The organism is Nocardia sp. NBC_01377 (genome assembly GCF_045040005.1).
GTDB classification, from domain to species: Bacteria; Actinomycetota; Actinomycetes; order Mycobacteriales; family Mycobacteriaceae; genus Nocardia; species Nocardia noduli.
Window position 1 is genome coordinate 481,699 of the sequence record NZ_CP109567.1, and the last position, 17,614, is coordinate 499,312.

Below are 17,614 nucleotides of genomic sequence, written 5' to 3' on the forward strand. Positions count from 1 at the left end.
CTCATGCGTTTATATCTAATATGAGATATCGTTTCAGGTATGAACGAGGAGATGGACCCGTCGACGGACGAGGAATCTCTGCCTGTGCTGCCCGGGTTCCGGGAGATGGCGTTGCGCAGGATCACGCAAGATCGTGCGCGGCTGATCGCCGAACTGGCGCAACGACGGAGGGACGCGGGCTTGTCGCAGACCGAAGTGGCCGCACGTATGGGCACCTCACAGTCGGCGGTAGCACGGTTGGAGGCCGACAACGTCGACGTCCGGACCTCGACACTGCAGCGCTACGCCGCCGCGGTCGACAGCCGCCTCACCTTGCAAGTGACGAACACGAGCACTGAATCGAATCGGATCGGAGACCAGCAGTGAGAATCCAGACGAGCACCCCCACGTCCCGGTGGGAACCTTGGCCGTCGGAGTTTCCGAACTTCTACCCGGCTCGACGAACAGAACCACAGCCCGCGGCGGCGCCCTCGACCCATGTATGGATCGACCATCACCCGATCGAACCGGCGAAAATCCCACCGGTGCAGCGGACGGTGATCGCGCACGGACTCCTCGACGCTGGTACCGCGACCGATTTGTGCGCTCGATTGCTGACGCTGGACGCCGAAAACGCCGAACCGATCCGGCTCGAAATGTACGGGCTCGAAGCGGATCTACCCGACGCCAGCACCGTCACCGACGTGCTCGATGTGCTTCGAGCACCGGTCAGCGCCTATGTGAGCGGATCACTGGGCGGTGCGGCGTTGGGAGTGCTCGCATCGTGCGAGCACCGTTATGGCTACAGCAGTGCCCAGTTCGTGTTGCAAGAACCCTCGGTGCGCCTGGACGGCAGCATCAGCCGTGTCGAACCACGACTGGCCCACGCACGGGCCATGTTGGACCAACTACTCGCCCGACTGGCCCGAGTCACCGGCCGCGACGCCGACCAGATCCGCGACGACTTCACACAGCAACGAATACTCACCACGGCCGACGCTGTCGAATACGGATTGATCGAAGGCCCCGCAACCCGCGAATAGTCAGGCTGCAACGCCTCCTGCAACCCCCAGACCACGGGGATCGTCTACCGCTCGACCGATCATCTCGGCGTCGCGGTAGACGGCCGACGAATTACGTCGAGGACTCTTCGTGGGGTGAGGTTTCCGGCTGCGAGGTGGCCGCGGCTTAGAGTGGGACTCGATGGACTACCGACCGATCGAACGACGTCCTGAGGCGTTCCAGCAGCCACCGACCGAGCGTGAACTACAGGCGATGGCCGCCAGGATCTTCGGGGTCGGCACGAGGATCGACGCGGCGGTCGAGATCGCGGACGGCATGTACAACAACACCTTCCGTGTCGATCTCGGTGCCGAGCGCCCGGTGATTCTGCGTGTGGCTCCCACTCCAGCACGCCAGCACCGGATCGAGCCGGAGTTGATGCGCAACGAACATGCCACGGTGCCGTATCTCGCGCCGATCGCGCCTCTGATGCCACAGATCCTGGGCATCGACTTCACCCATACCGTCCTCGGGCGTGACTACATGTTCCAGACCTTGCTCGACGGTGTCCCCGCTCCCGCGGCGATGAAGAACTATCAGCCTTCCCGAATGCCAGGTTTTTTCCGCCAGATCGGCGGGTGGACCCAAAAAATCCACGAGGTAAGCGGACCCGGGTTCGGGCGAGTCGCCGGCCCGCTCTATCCGAGTTGGAGCGAAGCGCTGAGTGCGTGGTTCGAGTGCGCGGTCGCCGACCTCGATGACGCCGGTCTCGATAGCGCCGACGCCGCACAGTTGGTCGGTGTGGTCGATCGCCATCGCGAGGTCCTCGACCAAATACGCACGCCACGGCTGCTGCACGGTGACCTGTGGATCGTGAATCTGATCCTGGCCGAGAGCGCCGACGCGCCGACGATCACCGGGATCGTCGACAACGACCGCACCTGGTGGGGCGACCCCGAAGCCGACTGGCCGATCTACAAGGCTCTGCGTAAACCGGGTACCGCACGCGACGCGTTCTGGGATGGCTACGGCCGCCTCGACGACAGCCCCGACGCCCGGTGGCGCCGACAGATCTACCACGCCCGCCACACCGTGGCCATACGGCTGGAACTCAGTCGCGACCCGACCCACGATGCCGACGCGCTCGCTGCGACCTACCGAGACCTGGAACAGTTTCTTGGGCAACAGGATCAGTGACGGGAAACAACTGTGACCGTCAGACGTATTCGGCATCGGTCGATCTTCCCCCTGATGTCGCAGGACCCGCTACCGGATTAACAGCGCTGCCCGCCCCGACCTGACGGCGCGCTTCGCCGTCAGCGCAGTGGTCGGCCTCATCGATTGGGAGTGGCCGCAGCTTTCACGTCGGGGTGACCTCGGCCGGACAGGGGGCGCAGGTCGCGGAGCAGCGGGTCCTCGGAAGGCCGGGATTGACCACGATTCGACAACACCATTTCCTTGTTGGCGCAACAGACAGGCCCAGCCGATTCTGTCGTCAGGGGTGGCGTCGTGTCACGCGATGCCACGAATCGGCTTCAGCCATAGCGGGCGTTCACAGCTGAGGTTGGCTCACATTCAGCTAGGCGTTGCGGCTCATAAGGATTCATACAGCCTGCCCTGTGCCGCCCGTGACAGTGACGAGTGCAAGGATCGGGAGTCGGAACATGAACCACACCGATCTCCGGTGCCACACAGAGTGTTCGGTGGCGTGCGGGTGGGTGCTGCGGGCGGTGCGCACCCCCGGGAGAGATCGGACTGTCATACACCCCGTCGAGCAGTCAGAGGAGTCAACGGACATGGCCTTCTCCGTCCAGATGCCAGCCCTTGGTGAGAGCGTCACCGAGGGAACGGTAACCAAATGGCTCAAGCAGGAAGGAGACACGGTCGAGCTCGACGAGCCCCTGCTCGAAATCTCCACCGACAAGGTCGACACCGAAATCCCCTCCCCTGCAGCAGGTGTACTCACCAGTATCGTGGCATTGGAAGACGATGTCGTCGAGGTCGGCGGCGAACTGGGTGTGATTGGCCAGTCCAGCGAGACCGCCCCGGTTCCCGCGCCCCCGGCCCCCGCTCCAGCCCAGCCACCCGCTCCCACTCAAGCGCCTGCTCCTGCGCCAGCCGCGCGGCCCGCGGCCCTGGCATACTCGGCTCCTACACCGGTTCCGGCTGCTACCCCGGCCCCGGCACCTTGCGGCGACGGCGAATTCCCCTTCGTGGTCCCGCTGGTCCGCAAACTGGCGGCCGAGAACAACCTCGACCTGTCCACCCTCACCGGATCGGGAGTCGGCGGCCGCATCCGCAAACAGGACGTGCTCGCCGCCGCCGAGGCCCAGCAGGCCCCGACCACACCCGCTATCCCGCCAACGCCAACCATCGCGGCCGCACCCACCGCAGCACCGAAGACCCCCATCGCATCCACGGGCAGGCGACCAGAACAGCGGCGCTTGCCTGGCAGCACGCAGAAGGCCAGCCGCATCCGTCAGATCATCGCAACCAAGACGCTGGGATCGCTGCAGAGCACAGCGCAGTCGACCCAGGTACACGAGGCCGACCTCACCAAGATCGTGGCCCTGCGAGCACGGGCCAAAGCGGCGTTCACCGCGCGCGAGGGAGTCAACCTGACCTTCCTGCCGTTCTTCGCCAAAGCCGCGATCGAGGCGCTGAGCGTGCACCCGAACATCAACGCCTCCTACCACCCCGACACCGAGGAGATCACCTACCACTCGGCCGTGCATCTCGGCATCGCGGTGGATTCCGAGCAGGGCCTCCTGTCGCCAGTCATCCACCATGCCGACGACCTGTCACTGGCGGGGTTGGCCCGGGCCATCGCCGACCTCGCCCACCGGGCCCGCACCGGCGGCCTCAAACCCGACGAGATGACCGGCAGTACGTTCACGATTACCAACATCGGCAGCCAAGGCGCATTGTTCGACACCCCTATCCTGCAGGCACCGCAGGCGGCGATGCTCGGCACCGGCGCGATCGTCAAACAGCCTGTGGTGATCACCGACAACGGCAACGAGAACATCGGCATCCGCTCCATGACCTACCTGCCGCTGACCTACGACCGCCAGCTGCTCGAGGCCACTGACGCGGGCCGCTTCATCACCACCATCAAGCAACGGCTCGAGGAAGCCGCGTTCGACGCCGACCTGGGGCTCTAAGAGCGCGTCTGAGATCTCGGTCACCGGCTGGCGTGTGACGCCGGATATGTAGAGGGACTCCCGGTACGACTGAGGTTTCCACACCAAGACGTCACACCGAGAGTCCCTGTGCCAGTGTCGCTTACCTGCTTGTGCTTGTCGTGCCCAGCCCACGGCGAGTCGCCGAAGTGCCCGTTCTATCCGTCTTCGTCGCTGACCGACCCGCAGTGGGCGATCCTGGAGCCGCTGCTTCCGCCACCAGGCAACACCGCCGGTAAGGGCGGCCGACACGAAAAGTGGTCGCGGCGGCTGGTGTGCGACGCGATCTTCTACCTGTCGCGCGGCGGGATCGCGTGGGCGCAGCTGCCGCACGATTTCCCACCTGCGAAAACCGTGTACGACATCTACCGGCGATGGACGAAAGCCGGTGCATGGCAACGTATCCACGATGCACTGCGTGATCGTGCCCGAGTCGCCGCCGGTCGGGCGCCGCAGCCGACCGCGGCGGTGATCGACTCGCAGACCGTGCGCGGCGCCGACACCGTCGCAGCGGGTACGGCCGGATACGACGCGGGCAAGAAGATCAAAGGCCGCAAACGCCACATCGCCACCGATACCAGCGGGCTACTGCTGGCCGTCGTGGTCACCGCCGCCTCGATCCAGGACCGCGACGCCGCGCACCGGCTGCTGGCCGCTGTCGCGGCCCGCTTCGCCACCATCACGCACGTATTCGCCGACGGCGGCTACGCCGGGCGACTGGTCATCTGGACGAAATCTGTTCTCGCCCAAACTATTCAGATCGTCAAACGCAGCGACACCGCCACCGGGTTCGAAGTCCTGCCACGCCGCTGGGTAGTCGAACGCACATTCGGCTGGCTCGTCAAACACCGCCGATGCGTCCGCGACTACGAAACCCGCCCCGACCACCACGAAGCCATGGTCTACATCGCTGCCATCCACACCCTCACCCGACGACTGGCTCACGCCAGCACACCAGCCACATGAGATCCCAGACGCCCTCTAACAGGCGAACCGGGACGTCTGAAGGGGTAATTACAGGCTCGTCGGACTGATCGAGACGACGCTGGTAGCGCGCTGCGCGCAAGCGGGGAATGTACGGGCGGTCATCGGCTTGCGATCGGATCACTTCCCGACCGTGAGATCGATGACCGCCCGTAGAGACTGCACAGCACCGCCTGTTGGTGTGTAGGACACTCAACTGAACCGCAGCGACGGAGCCAGTGGGCCCATTGCCCAGGCCGCCAGCGACGGGAGTTATGGCTCCGGAGAGGTATCTGGATTCGTCAGAAGCGGAGAAACTGATGGCGACGACAGCGAACCGGCAACCAGTGGCGCGGGTGGAATTGCTCGGTACCGTCACCAGTGATGCCCGAGCACGTCTGTGGACGCCTGAACGTTTTCCGGTATCAGTGGTGAATCACTTGCCCGAGCCGCGGCAGGACCAGACGCTTCCAGCTTCGCTCGGTAGCGTTTCGCACCATCTTCTGTCGACGGTCTTCAATGTCGAAGCCTGTCTGTGTGAGCAGAAGTCGTGTGCCGCGGCCCTGCGGCCGTAGCGTCCAATCGATGTTCCAGCGAACGGGATGCTCACCGTGCGAATACGTCCAGCTGTAGGTCAACTGCTCATACGGGCGGGCGGCGAGTACTTCGCAGGCGATCTCCTCGGTCGATGGGGCCGGGACGGTGAATCGGAAGCGAGTTCCGGCCGAGGCGGCGAACCCGGTCGGTCGCAGGAGCCATCGCTCGAGCAGATCGGGGTCGGTCAAGGCACGCCACACGGTGTCCGGTGGGTGCGCCAGGAAGCAGCCGAGCTCGACCGCGGCGGGATCCAGTCGGCAGTCAGCAATCATGGAATCCGCGGCAAGGACTGAAGATCCTCGGTCCTCGAGTGTTCAATTCGTGTGCCCTTCCTTGAATTTCGCTTCCATCTCCGCGGCGAGCTGCGGCTGCTCGGCCTCCATTTTCTGGACGTAGACGACCGCGTCCCCGACAGTTCTCAGGCTCGCCAGGTCCTCGTCGGGGATCTTCACTTGGTACTTGTCCTCGAGCTGCACGGCGATCTCGACCAGCGACAGCGAGTCGATGTCCAGGTCGTCGACGAAGGACTTCTCCATCAGCACCTCCGAGGCTTCGATACCGGTCACTTCCTCGACGATCTCCGCGATGCCGGCGACGATCTCTTCTCCAGTGGTTGCCATACCTCTGTCCTCTCGTTGTGATCGGGTGCGGGGGTGTGCCGATCGCCTCGTTCGCGATTGCCCCGGGTTCCCGGCGCCACGGCGAGTGGCGGTGCCAGTACGCTAAAACCTCCACCGAGGTGGAGGTGCAAGCAGTTGTGACACACGACACACAACAGGGTCGTTTCGTGAGTATCGGGGAGTTGGCGCGTAGCACCGGGCTCGCGGTGCGAACGATCCGGTTCTACTGCGACGAGGGCATTCTGGAATCCCGCCGCAGTCCGGGCGGTCATCGCATGTTCGACGCCGACCGTGCCACCGAGCGACTGCTGCTGGTCAAGCGTTTGCGCGCGCTCGGTCTCGGACTGGACTCGATCACCGCCGTGCTACGCGAACAGCGATCGATCGAGGAGGCCCTTGCCGTCGAAAGCGCCCGACTGGATATCGAATTCAGGTCACTGGCATGGCGACGCGCGTCGCTGCGGGCGGTCGAGACCGCTGCCCGCCACAACGGGCCCAGCGGTTGGCGTTGCTGGCCGCCGCACAGGACGGTTCGGCAGCACACGAATGCCTCATACAGTTCTGGCGGCGCATCCTCGCACCCGTCCCGCGAGGCGAGGTCGACCGCTACGTGGGTTGGAATGTCCCGCAGCCGCCCGCTGATCCGTCGATCGACGACGTCGTCGCCTATGCCGAACTCACCGCTCTCGCCACCGATCCCGAAATGCATCATGCTGTGCGACAGCAATACTGGCGCAATCACCCGGAGTCGATCCGCGACCGGCACGGACTCTACATCGAGGTGGGCGAGGTCGTGGCCGATGTGGTCACACTCGTATCGCAGGGTGTGCGGCCGCACGGCGGCAGCGAACTGGACCGATTCGTCAATGCCCACGCCGACGCGCGTGGGGAACGCGATACCCCGCAATTCCGCGAGCACATGCTGATCGACGCCACCGACAACCACCACCGGATCCACAGATACTGGGCACTGACCGCCCAACTGCTAGGAACTCGCATCACCGTCGGGCCGACTCACGACTGGCTGTATAACGCCCTGGCGCGGCCCACCGAACTCGCCGACACCGCGGACCGCTGAAGATCTCCGGACTCGATCCTCGACCATGTGGAACTGATCTGCCCGACCAACCCACCCGTGATGGGACGAGGGCAGATCAGCAACGTGGTTCGGCTTGCCCCTGACCTAACGTCAGGTCTTAGCGTCGGTGATGCTGGCGCAAGGTGCGCCGGTGGGAGTGAGTGGAAGCGGATGGACCAGAGGGGAATCGAGCAGGTGTGGAAGGTCGGTGAGCTCGCGAGCGAGGCCGGATTGACGGTTCGGACGTTGCATCATTGCGACCGCATCGGTTTGGTGCCCCCGGCCGGGCGCACCAGTACCGGTCACCGGCTCTACACCCAAGCCGATGTCGCGCGCCTGTATCAGGTTCTGGCATTGCGTCAGCTGGGGCTGGGATTGGACCAGATCGCCGACGTGCTCGCGGGCACCGCCGCAATGGCGCGGGTGTTGGCCGCGCATCGCGATCGTCTGGCTGCTCAGGTGATCGCGATGCAGGACCTGCACGCCCTGGTAGCGGCGCTGGCGACGACAGCGCGGAACCGGCCCGACATCACCACGGACCACTTCCTGGAATTGATCAGAAGGACTGTCATGGTCGACGACACCGTCAAGCAATACTTCACCCGAGAAAACGCCGAGGCTTTCACCACCCTCTACTTCGCGCAGCTCACCGCCCGACAGAGCGCACTGGAACTCTGGTATGCCGAAGATGCTCAACTCACCCTCGGGGACACTCCATACATGGGCACGAGGATGATCTGCGAACAACTCATCCGACTCCCCGTAGCTGAGTACGACGTCAACACGATTGATGTCGAGCCCGACGCCGATGCCTCTGTGGTTGTTCGCGTGACCGGCCTTCTCATGCTGGACCAAACTCCCGGTGGCCGTCCGTTCGAGGCGTCGTTCACGCTGAACAGCTTCTCATCGATCACAGGACAGACCTTCCAAGGCATCCAAATCGCGATTGGATGATCGCTTCCAGGCTCTTGGTGTTGTGTGATGCCACATCGCGGCCTCCGCCGAATTGCGGGATCTCAGCTCACACGTTCGCGGTCCCGCTCGGATGCGCAAATACGCTGACCCAGAATGATAGTCGGCCTCATCAGCGCCACCGCGAATCGATAGGCGGCAGAGCACAACCTGGCCGACGGAGCTCGTAGGGCATGTCACACAGCCGGGAAGCGATGGGCTGGTTTACATTGCTCACCAGAGCCATTCGATGACGCGCTTACCGACCTCATGCAGGGCTCCGCTGATGATCCAGATGCCTGCACTGAATGCGGTAGCCAGTAGCGGCTTTCGGGGTTGCTGCCACCAGGGTGCGGACCGACTCGACGGGTCTTGGGGTTGGGGGGGAAAGGGGTTGTTCGTCGTGCTCTCGGACATCGGAGAGGTCTCGCTTCCTGGTCGAGGTGATTTGCCACAGCAGGAAAGCATCGCGGGGGCGGCGTCGGACAACTCGGCATCTACTAGGGTGGTTCGAAATTGCAGTTCGGAGGGCTTTTCTCGATTTGTCGAGTCGGGTCGAGTCGGTCACGAGTCAGGGGATGTCGGGGTGGGAAGTGGTGTAGTTGGTGGCGAGTCGGCGCGGGGTCGATTCGCCACGGAACTGGCGGCGTTGCGACAGGGCGCGGGGCTCGGTGCCCACGAGGTGTCAGCCTGGATTCGCCAGCGGCGCAATCGGTCTGTACCGGCGGCCACGATCAGCGACTGGTTCAAACCGGACCCGCGGATCCCCCGCCGGGACGAAAAGTTCGTGCTGGTGCTGGAATGTTTGTACTCCGCAGCGGCATTGCCGCTGTCCGGTACCGCACTGACCCGTTGGAAGCGGTTGCGCTCGGCCGCTTACGCAGAAGCGCGCCCTGTAGCGACGACCGAACCGCACGCTCGCACACAGGAATCGCCTCGTGTACTACATCCCGACGGGGACTGTGTGACACCTCCTGAGGTCGGTTCCGAGCAGCACGTAGGCATCACAGCGCTACGCCGAGATATCCCAACCTTCGTGGGGCGCGGCGCAGAACTGGACAGAATCCTGCAGGCAGCTCTCCATCCGTCGACCGCGGCTCCGATATTGGCTATCGATGGAATGCCGGGGGTCGGGAAGACGGCCCTGGTCACGCGGGCCGCACATTTGCTCACGTCGCAGTTTCCCGATGGCGGCTTCTTCGTCGACCTGCACACCCATTCGCCTGGTTTGGCTCCCGCCGAGCCGTTCGACGTATTGGCGACTTTGCTCACCGATCTCGGCATCGCGCCGCAGTACCTGCCCGACACCCTCGAAACCCGTCGTGACCTCTGGCGAGGGCGTCTGGCCGACAAGCGTGTGTTGCTGGTACTCGACGACGCCCGCGACCACGGCCAACTCGAACCGCTGCTGCCGAGTGGGCCTGGATGCCTGACAATGATCACCAGCCGCAGTCGACTCGTCGCGCTCGACGGCGCAACGCCGGTGTCACTGGACACCCCTGCTCCCGAGGACGCGGCGGCTATGTTCTACGCGTTGGCTGGTCGCGACGTCGACACGGACCGTGACTTGGTGGCCGAAATCGTGCACATGTGCGGAAATCTGCCGTTGGCGGTGGCGCTCCTCGGCGGACGTATGGCCCATCACCCCACCTGGAGCGTCGCGACCGTGGCCGCCGATCTCCGCGCGGCCGACGATCGGCTCGACGAGCTCGACACCGGCCAACGCGCAGTGCGGTTGGCATTCACCACCTCCTACGAGGACCTACCTCCCAGTCAGCAACTTCTGTTCCGACAGATAGGACTGCATCCTGGCCCCGACTTCGATCACGCGGCTGTTGCGGCATTGACCGACACGTCCCCTAGCCGGGCCCGTAAAGAACTCGACGTGCTCTACACCCACCATCTGGTCGACGAGATCGCTCCTGGACGCTATCGACAGCATGACCTGCTGCGTGAATACGCCCGAACCCTGGCCGACCGAGACCTCTCCGACGACCGAACCCGTGCCTTCGATCGGCTCGCCGACTACTACCAGCGCACTGCGTTCACCGCGATCAGCCACGCCCATCCCGCGCCCGATCGCGGGCACCGTTCACCACGGGCGCCTGACCCTGTGGTCACCGACTACGTCTCCGCGACCGTGTGGATGCGCAGGGAACGACCGAACCTATTGGCCTGCCTCTTGGCCGCCGCGTCCAGAAACGAGTTACACCGGGCCATCCAACTTGCCAACGCCGTCATCGGCGAAGTGCGTCTGTACTCCAACTGGCAGTTGGAAGTGGTCGGCGCACAGCCTTTGATGATCGGGGCTACTTCCTCCGACGAGCATCCGATCCAGACGATGATCACCGCTCAAGGCGTCGGAGCCATGCGGTTCTTATCCCGCGAATACACTGAAATCGTTGACGCGCTACAGAAATCTCTGGCTACGCACACCGAACTGGACCTCCGCACTCGCGGCTCGGCCTTACGTGCCCTGGCTCGGGTACATTCCGCCGCCGGTGACCGCCCCGCCGCGATCGAGGCACTGGAACACGCATTGGCGCTGTGCCGCAACGGCGGTCAACAACACATGGAAGCATCGCTACTCAACACTCTCGGCTGGGTTGTGCACCTCACCGGCGACTATCCGAAGGCGACAACCCTCATCGAGACGGCGTTGGCAATCAGCCGCGAACACGGGCAGAGCTCCGGCGTCGCCGCCGCCCTCAACTCCCTAGGCTGGATCAATCTCCTGACCCGCAAGCACACCATCGCCGCCGAACTGCTCAACCGAAGCCGAGACATCTATCGACAGGCAGGAAATCAGGTAGCTGAGGCATTCGTCACATGCACACTGGGCTGGCTGCGATTCCGCACCGGTGAACATCAGCAAACCGCGATCGAACTCACCCGTGCCCTCCAGATCTACCGCGACCTAGGCAATCTCGCGGGCGAGGCATTCGCCCTGAGCAACCTCGGCTGTCTACAACACCTCACAGGCGACACACCGTCAGCAGTCATCGCTTTACGAGAGTCCGCAACGATCTACAGCCGCATCGCAAACCCTGCGGGCGAAGCCGGAATACTCAACACCCTCGGGCTCATCTACGCCCTCGACGGTGACACCACCACAGGAGAGGCCATTGTTCGCCGCGCACTCAACATCCACCGCACCATCGGCGATCACATCGGCCAAACCGAAGCACTGAGCAATCTCGGTTGGATCAATTACCTGACCGGGGAAACCGTAACCGCAAACGAAATGTTGTGCGAGGCAGTAACAATCGCGCGTCGAGCCGGTCATGTCGCCAGCGAAACAGAAGCACTTCGACGACTTCGAACCCTTCGATCCGAATATCCGTAACATACGGGAGCAAGGATCGAGCGCGGCACACCGATCGCGAGGACGCAAGCCTCTTGAGGACCAGCCTGGCCACCAAGAGGCAACCCGGTTGCGTCACCAGCGGGCCGAACGAAGGCAAATAGCGCGCCGAGTCGACTGGTCGCAAATGATCCGAGAACCGCCCAAGCCACCAGAGCCAACACTGCAGCAGCGCAACACATGTCACTCTTGCGGTCGAGGTCTTCCGGGACGATGCCCACTTCCACAGCGAATGGTAGTGAGACACCAGACCGCCCCGACTCGGCCACGAAAGATTCGCCGAGCAACCCGATCCATCACCAAGTGCAACACAGCACTACAACAACAGGCTTCTCGCTAGAGAAGTGACGAATTCGAATCGTTGATCGACCTGGTCGAGTGCCACGTACTTCCGCTGGTGCGCGCCCACAATGTCCGACTTGTCGAGGTAGCTCGCGCGGGCCCGGAGAACGAAGACGGAATCGTCGTCCTACAAGACACCCGTCAGCCCTACCGCATGCATTGCGACGCCGAGGAACACGGCTTCTACGCACTCAGCAAGGAAAACCGTGTCACCGGAACTATGCCGCAGCGCAGCGGAACACGAAAATGCACCTTGAAATTCAAAGGCTGGCCGATGGATACGTGGCGTGACCGCGAACTCGGCACCCGGCCATATTTTCACGTAATCGGCTACAACGCCGACGAATCGAAACGAATCGAGAACGAACCCGTTCTCGCACTGGGCGGTCACCGGACGATGGCCTATCCGGTCCACGAGTCAGGTTGGACGCGACAGGACTGCCGCGAGTATCTCTATGAGATCTTCGGCGTCTGGTGGCCCAAGTCTCTGTGTGCGGAATGCTGTTACGTGTCCAAACGCGAATGGTCCGAACATCTTTCGCGGATGTTGGCCGCGCCCGAACAGGCCGCTCGGCATCTCGTGGACGAATACTGTGCGGTTGCCCTCAATTCGAAGTCCGGGCTTTTCGGTCCCGACGAAACACTCGATGAGCGCCTGCGGGCCGCGGGCGCACGGGAGATCCTGGATCTGGCCACTCGTACGATCCTCCACAGCCCGTGGGCGCTGTACCGGGTACGGAGGGTCTACTTCGCGCCCGCCGTAGCGTGGCGTTCGGTCCACACCGTCCATCGCGGCACACCCGACGAAACCGGGCGAGTCCTACGATGGCTGGCCCGCAAGGTCAAAGTCACGCCCGTGACCGATACCCGGGCACACACCCGCTTGTGGCTGGCCCAACGCCCACCTGATTCGAAGACCTATCCCCAAGTCGAATGCTTCTTCGTCGCCGCGCCCGCAAATGTGGCCGATAAACAGCGCGATACGTTCGAAAACCATTGGGTCGCACACGCGTCCGACGCATTGCGCGAACGCGACGTGCAAGCCGCCGACTACTTGTATCGGCGGGCAAGGCCGCGCACAGCGCATACATCCACCATCACTGCGGCCTGACCTGGCCCTACATAGCGACCAGAGCGAAGCGCCATGCTCACCCATCGCCCCAGGACCAGGTCCGGCTATGTCGTCCCGAGGAGCTATTTGATGCCGTTTCTTCACTTTGACCACGAGCACGTACGCGCCAAACTGCGCGAGGGCGGCAAAACCGCCCAGATCGCCGCGGCCCTGCGGGAATGGCAACCCGACGGCGACATCAGCGGGCTCGCGCTGCTCTACGACCTGATCGATAGCGTCTCCGGCGGCCGATCCTGTACGTGGCGTGTCGATCTCGAGTCTGTCGCGATCGAAGTCCTGGCGCACTTCAGCTGCGACAACGCCAACACTTCGGTCTACAACGGCGACCTGACCCTGTCGATGATGATCGACGGCAGTTTCGAAGTCGCCGACCTCGGCGTCGAAGACCTTCACGACCTGGTCGACTTCACCGCCACCCAGGATGGCCCGGAACGGGTATTGGCTCTGCTCGAAGCCGTCACCGTCCGACTCGACGCCGCCCTCGCCCAGGCCATGCGGTTCACACGTGCGTTGAGCGACCACCAACGCCGGACCGCAGGCACCACTCCAGTGCCGCAGCCGCTGCCTGCCGACCGTGCGCCCACCGTCGAAGACATCGCCGCCCAGATACGCAGAGAAGCCGCGTTCAGCGGTGGCCAAGCCTGGCAGGACACCTCAGCACCGAGATTGTGGACCACCACCCCGCGGCCCAGCGCGGCGGAGCTCATCGCGGCGCGCGAGCACGCGCTCACATGTCAACGCGACAGCTTTATTCCCGAGGTCGACAAGATCAACAGCGCCTGGCGGGACGCGGGATGCCCCGCAGTCCGGGTCGAGTCCGTCACGCCGGGAGGAGGCAGCGAATACGACACCGAATTCGTGTTCAGCAACGGAGCCCGGCTGTTGCTCCACAGCGACGGCGTGCTGGTCTCCGACACACGCAGCCGACATCTGCACTTCCTCGAGGTCGTGAACCTCGAAGGGGCAACAACCACCTCGACCTCGAACTTCGCCCCTGATTCGACAGCACACGCCCTTCCAGAGAGGCCACGGCGAATGATCAACATCAACGTCGAGAACGGGACCAAGATCGTCGTCACCGTCCACGACAGCGGCGGCGGCGCCAGCGAGATCTGCATCGAGGAGAACACCGACGACATCGAGATCGTCGTCGACGCCGCAAGATCGACGACCGCCCTTGTCACTGTCAACGACAGCGCCACCCAAGTCCACGCCGCCCGCGACTGACGCGCTCGACCCAGGATCAGCGTTCGGTTCCAGACAATCTCGGACCGTTGCTTGCCAAGCGACGGGATCAGACCGGCAACACAACCGTCCACGGCGGCGCGCCCCGTATGCCGAAGCTCTGCCCGATCCCTCACCGGCGCGCACCCGGAAAGCGCAGCGCGCTATCGCCACTGCGACTGCCTGGGGGAGCCCGATCCAGTCGACGGCGATCCCACGCGGTCACCGCTGATCTGACAATGCCCGCTGGTGATCGCGGCAGAGGCGTCTCACCTCGCCTATTCAGGAGCCCAATTCCTATGTCATGGCTCGATTCTCAGACCGCTGCCGCCGCCGAGAGGCTGCGGCAATCGCTCGCCCACCCGAATGCGTCGCGGGTCCGCGTCTACGCCGGAGACGATACGGATTTCGCATGTTGGTTGCTGGCCAGCGACGAGCACTGCGAGCTCAACCATCATGTATCGATATTCGATCTGTCCGACATCGATTGGCGCGAACTGTACGACGATGGGGCCAGCCCGGTCGAAGCGGTCCGCGAAACCGAAGCGGGCAGCTGAGACAAGACCAGCGGCCAGCGGCTTTCGCAAACGCTGCCTTCCTTTCGCCTATCGCATAGCTACCGACCGTGTCGCCATGCCAACGGCGCGTCGACACATTGGCCTGTACCGGGCACGTCCGGTGAACCCTCCGAGCGCTCTCATCGCCATGCAGTTCACTCAGTGACCGTGGTCCGGCCCCGCCGCTGCCGTGTTTCCGGAACCAACAGCCACAGCGTCGCCCTGCCCGTCGCCGCGCTCTCCGATCTCATCGACCGCACCGCGGAAGTCATCCGATCTCGACCGATGCCACCCGTCCGCTGAGCACCTCGTCCTGAACCGAGGCCCCAGCGGTCTCCTCGCTCGTCGGGCGGGCTCGCTCAGTGCCCGCCCGCTTCGCGACGGATTCTCGTCGCAAACCCGCCCAAATATTTCCATATGGAAGGACCAAGGAAACGATGACGACCTTCGTCGACAACCCCACCACGACCGACCCCAACGCCGACCTCCCCGCCGACCCGGGTGACCTCGTCGAGGACAGCGCCACCACCGATGAGCCGACCGCCGACACCGCGCAGTCCGCCGCCGATCGTCCCGAGCACGGTCAGGTCGCCGGTGAGCTGCTGTGGCTGGATCCGAAAAAGCTCAAGCGCGCACGAAACCGGCCGGTCAAGCCCATGGACCCCGACGTCAAAGGCTCGATCATCGAGCACGGCAATCTCTTGCCGCTGGTGACGGTACGCACCGCGGGGGGCGGATTCGCGGTCTGGGACGGCTGGCACCGCGTGGAGCTGCTGCGCGACACCCCGCACATGGCCCTCTGCGCGGTCTACCCGGTCGATACCAGCGCCGAGCAGCTCGAGGTCGAGGCCGAGCGGATCGTGTTGCAGTTCAACAGCGGCGCGCACCGCTACGCCCAGAATCAGATCGACCGCGCCGACGCCGTCGCACAGATGCTCGATCTCGGCTTCAACCTCACCGAGACCCGCAAGGCGCTGGTCGGAGTCACCAGCGACGAAGTACGCGCGGTCAAGAAACTCACCCGCTCCGACGCCGCGACCCAGGCCCTCTACGAAAGCGACCTGGACCTGGTGCAGGCCGCCGCCGCGGCCGAGCACTTCGGCGACGACCCCGACGCGATCGATGAGCTGATCGACGCGGCCGCGGACGGCCAGTTCGCTCACGTGCTGGCCCAGATGCTGGAAGAACGCGCCGAACTCGAGGCCGAGGAACGCACCGCCGCCGCCTACGCCCAGGCCGTGGCAGGCCTCACCGAAGCCGGAATCACCGTGCTCGAGACGCCGCTGCCCGAAGCCATGGTGGCGCTCGAGGATCTCCTCGACACCGAGGGCGCCACCCCGACTTCGGAGAGCGTGCCCTTGGACTACCTCGCGGTGGTGTTGGTGCGCCAGGCGAGCGTCGACGGTACCGACGAGCGGATCGGTGTCGACCTGATCGACGAGCGCACCGAACTGTTCCCCGAGGACGACGCGGACCCGGGCATGTACCACGTCGCCCAGGTCACCGTGCTCGACGAGTTCGCGCCGGTCTACTACTGCACCGACCTCGACGCGGCCGGGCTGAGCCGAAACGGCCTCGACGAGGACCCGTTCGAGGCGAGCGCCGATGCTTCGCCGACGGCACCGGCCGAGGACGAAGCCGCCCGCGAGGCCCGGATCGCGCGCGAGGTCGCGGCGGCCGAGCGGGAACGCGAGCGCGCCGAGGAGGCATCGGCCAAACGCGCCGAAGCCACCATTCTGAACAGGCATGCGCGCGCGGCCACCAAAGTGCGGCGGACGTGGCTGACCACGAACCTGTTCGGCGGCCAGAAGACCGTTCCGCCCGGCAGCCTGGAATTGATCGGGCGCGTCGTCGCCAACGCGCACCTGCTCACCGCCCACCACGCCCACGGCTTGGCCAGCCAGCTCGGTGCCAAGGTGCCCAACGCCGCCTCCAGCGACGGCGTCAAGGCCCGCGACAACCACGGCGGACTGCGGACGCTGCTGCGCGTGGTCGCGGCGATGGAAGCATTCCTTCAGCCCACCTCGGACAGCCCGGATTACTACCGGCGCGTGAGTTCGCTGATGGGCGACTACATGCGCTTCCTGGCCTCCCACGGCTACCCGCTGGCCTCGGTCGAGCGGGTGCTCACCGGCGAGCTCACCAAGGCCGAGGTCATCAGCCGGCCTGTCGCCAACACCACCACCACCGACGGCGTCACCGCAGACCGCACCGAGGACGCGACGGAGGAAGACGGCCCGGAAGCCGAGGATCCCGACGAAGAGTCCATCCAAGAGCCCGCCGACCACGACGGCATCGACGCCGACGATGGCGGCGCCGCCGAGTCCGAATCGGTCGAGCTCGCGGCATGAGCGAGGCGTCGGGCAGAGAACTCGCCACGAGATCTCTGCCCGGCGCCGACTCATCACCTCCATCCACGGACTACTCCGAAGATCGTTTTCCCGGATTCCACCTGGGGACCCACCAGCCCGGATGGCTGTGGCGAGCGCCGGTGCCGCTGTTCGTCTCCGACCGCCAATTGCGCAGCTACCGCACGTTACGTCCGGCCACAACCTCGGCGTGGGCGCTCGACAGTGGGTTCACCGAATTGCAGATGCACGGCAGCTGGGCGCTCGGCCCAACC

14 protein-coding genes and 1 pseudogene are annotated in these 17,614 nt (G+C 64.5%); 13 read left to right on the top strand and 2 right to left on the bottom strand.

The window, feature by feature from the left end; translation table 11 throughout:
• Positions 1 to 39 precede the first annotated feature (39 nt).
• The 5 genes from OG225_RS42640 to OG225_RS42660 all read left to right on the top strand — a co-directional run bounded on the left by OG225_RS42640 (position 40) and on the right by OG225_RS42660 (position 5,129).
• Entirely contained in the window at positions 40 to 366 is a 327-nt protein-coding gene (locus OG225_RS42640) for a helix-turn-helix domain-containing protein (RefSeq protein ID WP_405183608.1), read from the top strand.
• Positions 367 to 524: 158 nt separating this feature from the next.
• On the top strand, positions 525 to 1,022 hold the full coding sequence (locus OG225_RS42645; protein WP_405183609.1) for an ATP-dependent Clp protease proteolytic subunit: 498 nt from the start codon (positions 525 to 527) through the stop codon (positions 1,020 to 1,022).
• Between the two features lie 160 nt (positions 1,023 to 1,182).
• Positions 1,183 to 2,178, top strand: a complete 996-nt coding sequence (locus OG225_RS42650; RefSeq protein ID WP_331758160.1) for an aminoglycoside phosphotransferase family protein — start codon at positions 1,183 to 1,185, stop codon at positions 2,176 to 2,178.
• A 599-nt stretch (positions 2,179 to 2,777) separates the two neighbouring features.
• Positions 2,778 to 4,145, top strand: coding sequence for a 2-oxoglutarate dehydrogenase, E2 component, dihydrolipoamide succinyltransferase (gene sucB, locus OG225_RS42655; RefSeq protein WP_331758163.1), 1,368 nt, complete (start codon positions 2,778 to 2,780; stop codon positions 4,143 to 4,145).
• A gap of 135 nt (positions 4,146 to 4,280) precedes the next feature.
• On the top strand, positions 4,281 to 5,129 hold the full coding sequence (locus tag OG225_RS42660) for an IS5 family transposase (protein WP_331758169.1): 849 nt from the start codon (positions 4,281 to 4,283) through the stop codon (positions 5,127 to 5,129).
• Between the two features lie 422 nt (positions 5,130 to 5,551).
• Here OG225_RS42660 and OG225_RS42665 read toward each other — a convergent pair whose 3' ends face one another.
• A complete protein-coding gene (locus OG225_RS42665; RefSeq protein ID WP_331758171.1) occupies positions 5,552 to 5,995 on the bottom strand; it encodes an SRPBCC domain-containing protein in 444 nt (147 codons plus the stop codon).
• A 42-nt stretch (positions 5,996 to 6,037) separates the two neighbouring features.
• Complete coding sequence (gene acpM / locus OG225_RS42670; protein WP_331758173.1) at positions 6,038 to 6,343, bottom strand: meromycolate extension acyl carrier protein AcpM; 306 nt, start codon at positions 6,341 to 6,343, stop codon at positions 6,038 to 6,040.
• A gap of 206 nt (positions 6,344 to 6,549) precedes the next feature.
• On the opposite strand from acpM, the pseudogene OG225_RS42675 reads away from it, so the two are divergent.
• From OG225_RS42675 to OG225_RS42710, 8 genes and pseudogenes are all read left to right on the top strand, one after another.
• A pseudogene (locus OG225_RS42675) lies at positions 6,550 to 6,657 on the top strand (MerR family transcriptional regulator); the annotation flags it as partial.
• 128 nt (positions 6,658 to 6,785) lie between these two features.
• A complete protein-coding gene (locus tag OG225_RS42680) occupies positions 6,786 to 7,421 on the top strand; it encodes a hypothetical protein (protein ID WP_331758176.1) in 636 nt (211 codons plus the stop codon).
• A 27-nt stretch (positions 7,422 to 7,448) separates the two neighbouring features.
• On the top strand, positions 7,449 to 8,375 hold the full coding sequence (locus OG225_RS42685; protein WP_405183610.1) for a MerR family transcriptional regulator: 927 nt from the start codon (positions 7,449 to 7,451) through the stop codon (positions 8,373 to 8,375).
• A gap of 679 nt (positions 8,376 to 9,054) precedes the next feature.
• Positions 9,055 to 11,718 (top strand): ATP-binding protein, encoded by a 2,664-nt coding sequence (locus OG225_RS42690; protein ID WP_405183611.1) that lies wholly within the window; start codon positions 9,055 to 9,057, stop codon positions 11,716 to 11,718.
• 379 nt (positions 11,719 to 12,097) lie between these two features.
• Positions 12,098 to 13,189, top strand: coding sequence for a hypothetical protein (locus tag OG225_RS42695; RefSeq protein ID WP_331758185.1), 1,092 nt, complete (start codon positions 12,098 to 12,100; stop codon positions 13,187 to 13,189).
• A 90-nt stretch (positions 13,190 to 13,279) separates the two neighbouring features.
• Positions 13,280 to 14,437, top strand: coding sequence for a hypothetical protein (locus OG225_RS42700; RefSeq protein WP_331758188.1), 1,158 nt, complete (start codon positions 13,280 to 13,282; stop codon positions 14,435 to 14,437).
• A 296-nt stretch (positions 14,438 to 14,733) separates the two neighbouring features.
• Positions 14,734 to 14,991 (top strand): hypothetical protein, encoded by a 258-nt coding sequence (locus OG225_RS42705; protein ID WP_331758191.1) that lies wholly within the window; start codon positions 14,734 to 14,736, stop codon positions 14,989 to 14,991.
• 437 nt (positions 14,992 to 15,428) lie between these two features.
• Positions 15,429 to 17,342 (top strand): hypothetical protein, encoded by a 1,914-nt coding sequence (locus tag OG225_RS42710; RefSeq protein WP_331758197.1) that lies wholly within the window; start codon positions 15,429 to 15,431, stop codon positions 17,340 to 17,342.
• Positions 17,343 to 17,614 lie beyond the last annotated feature (272 nt).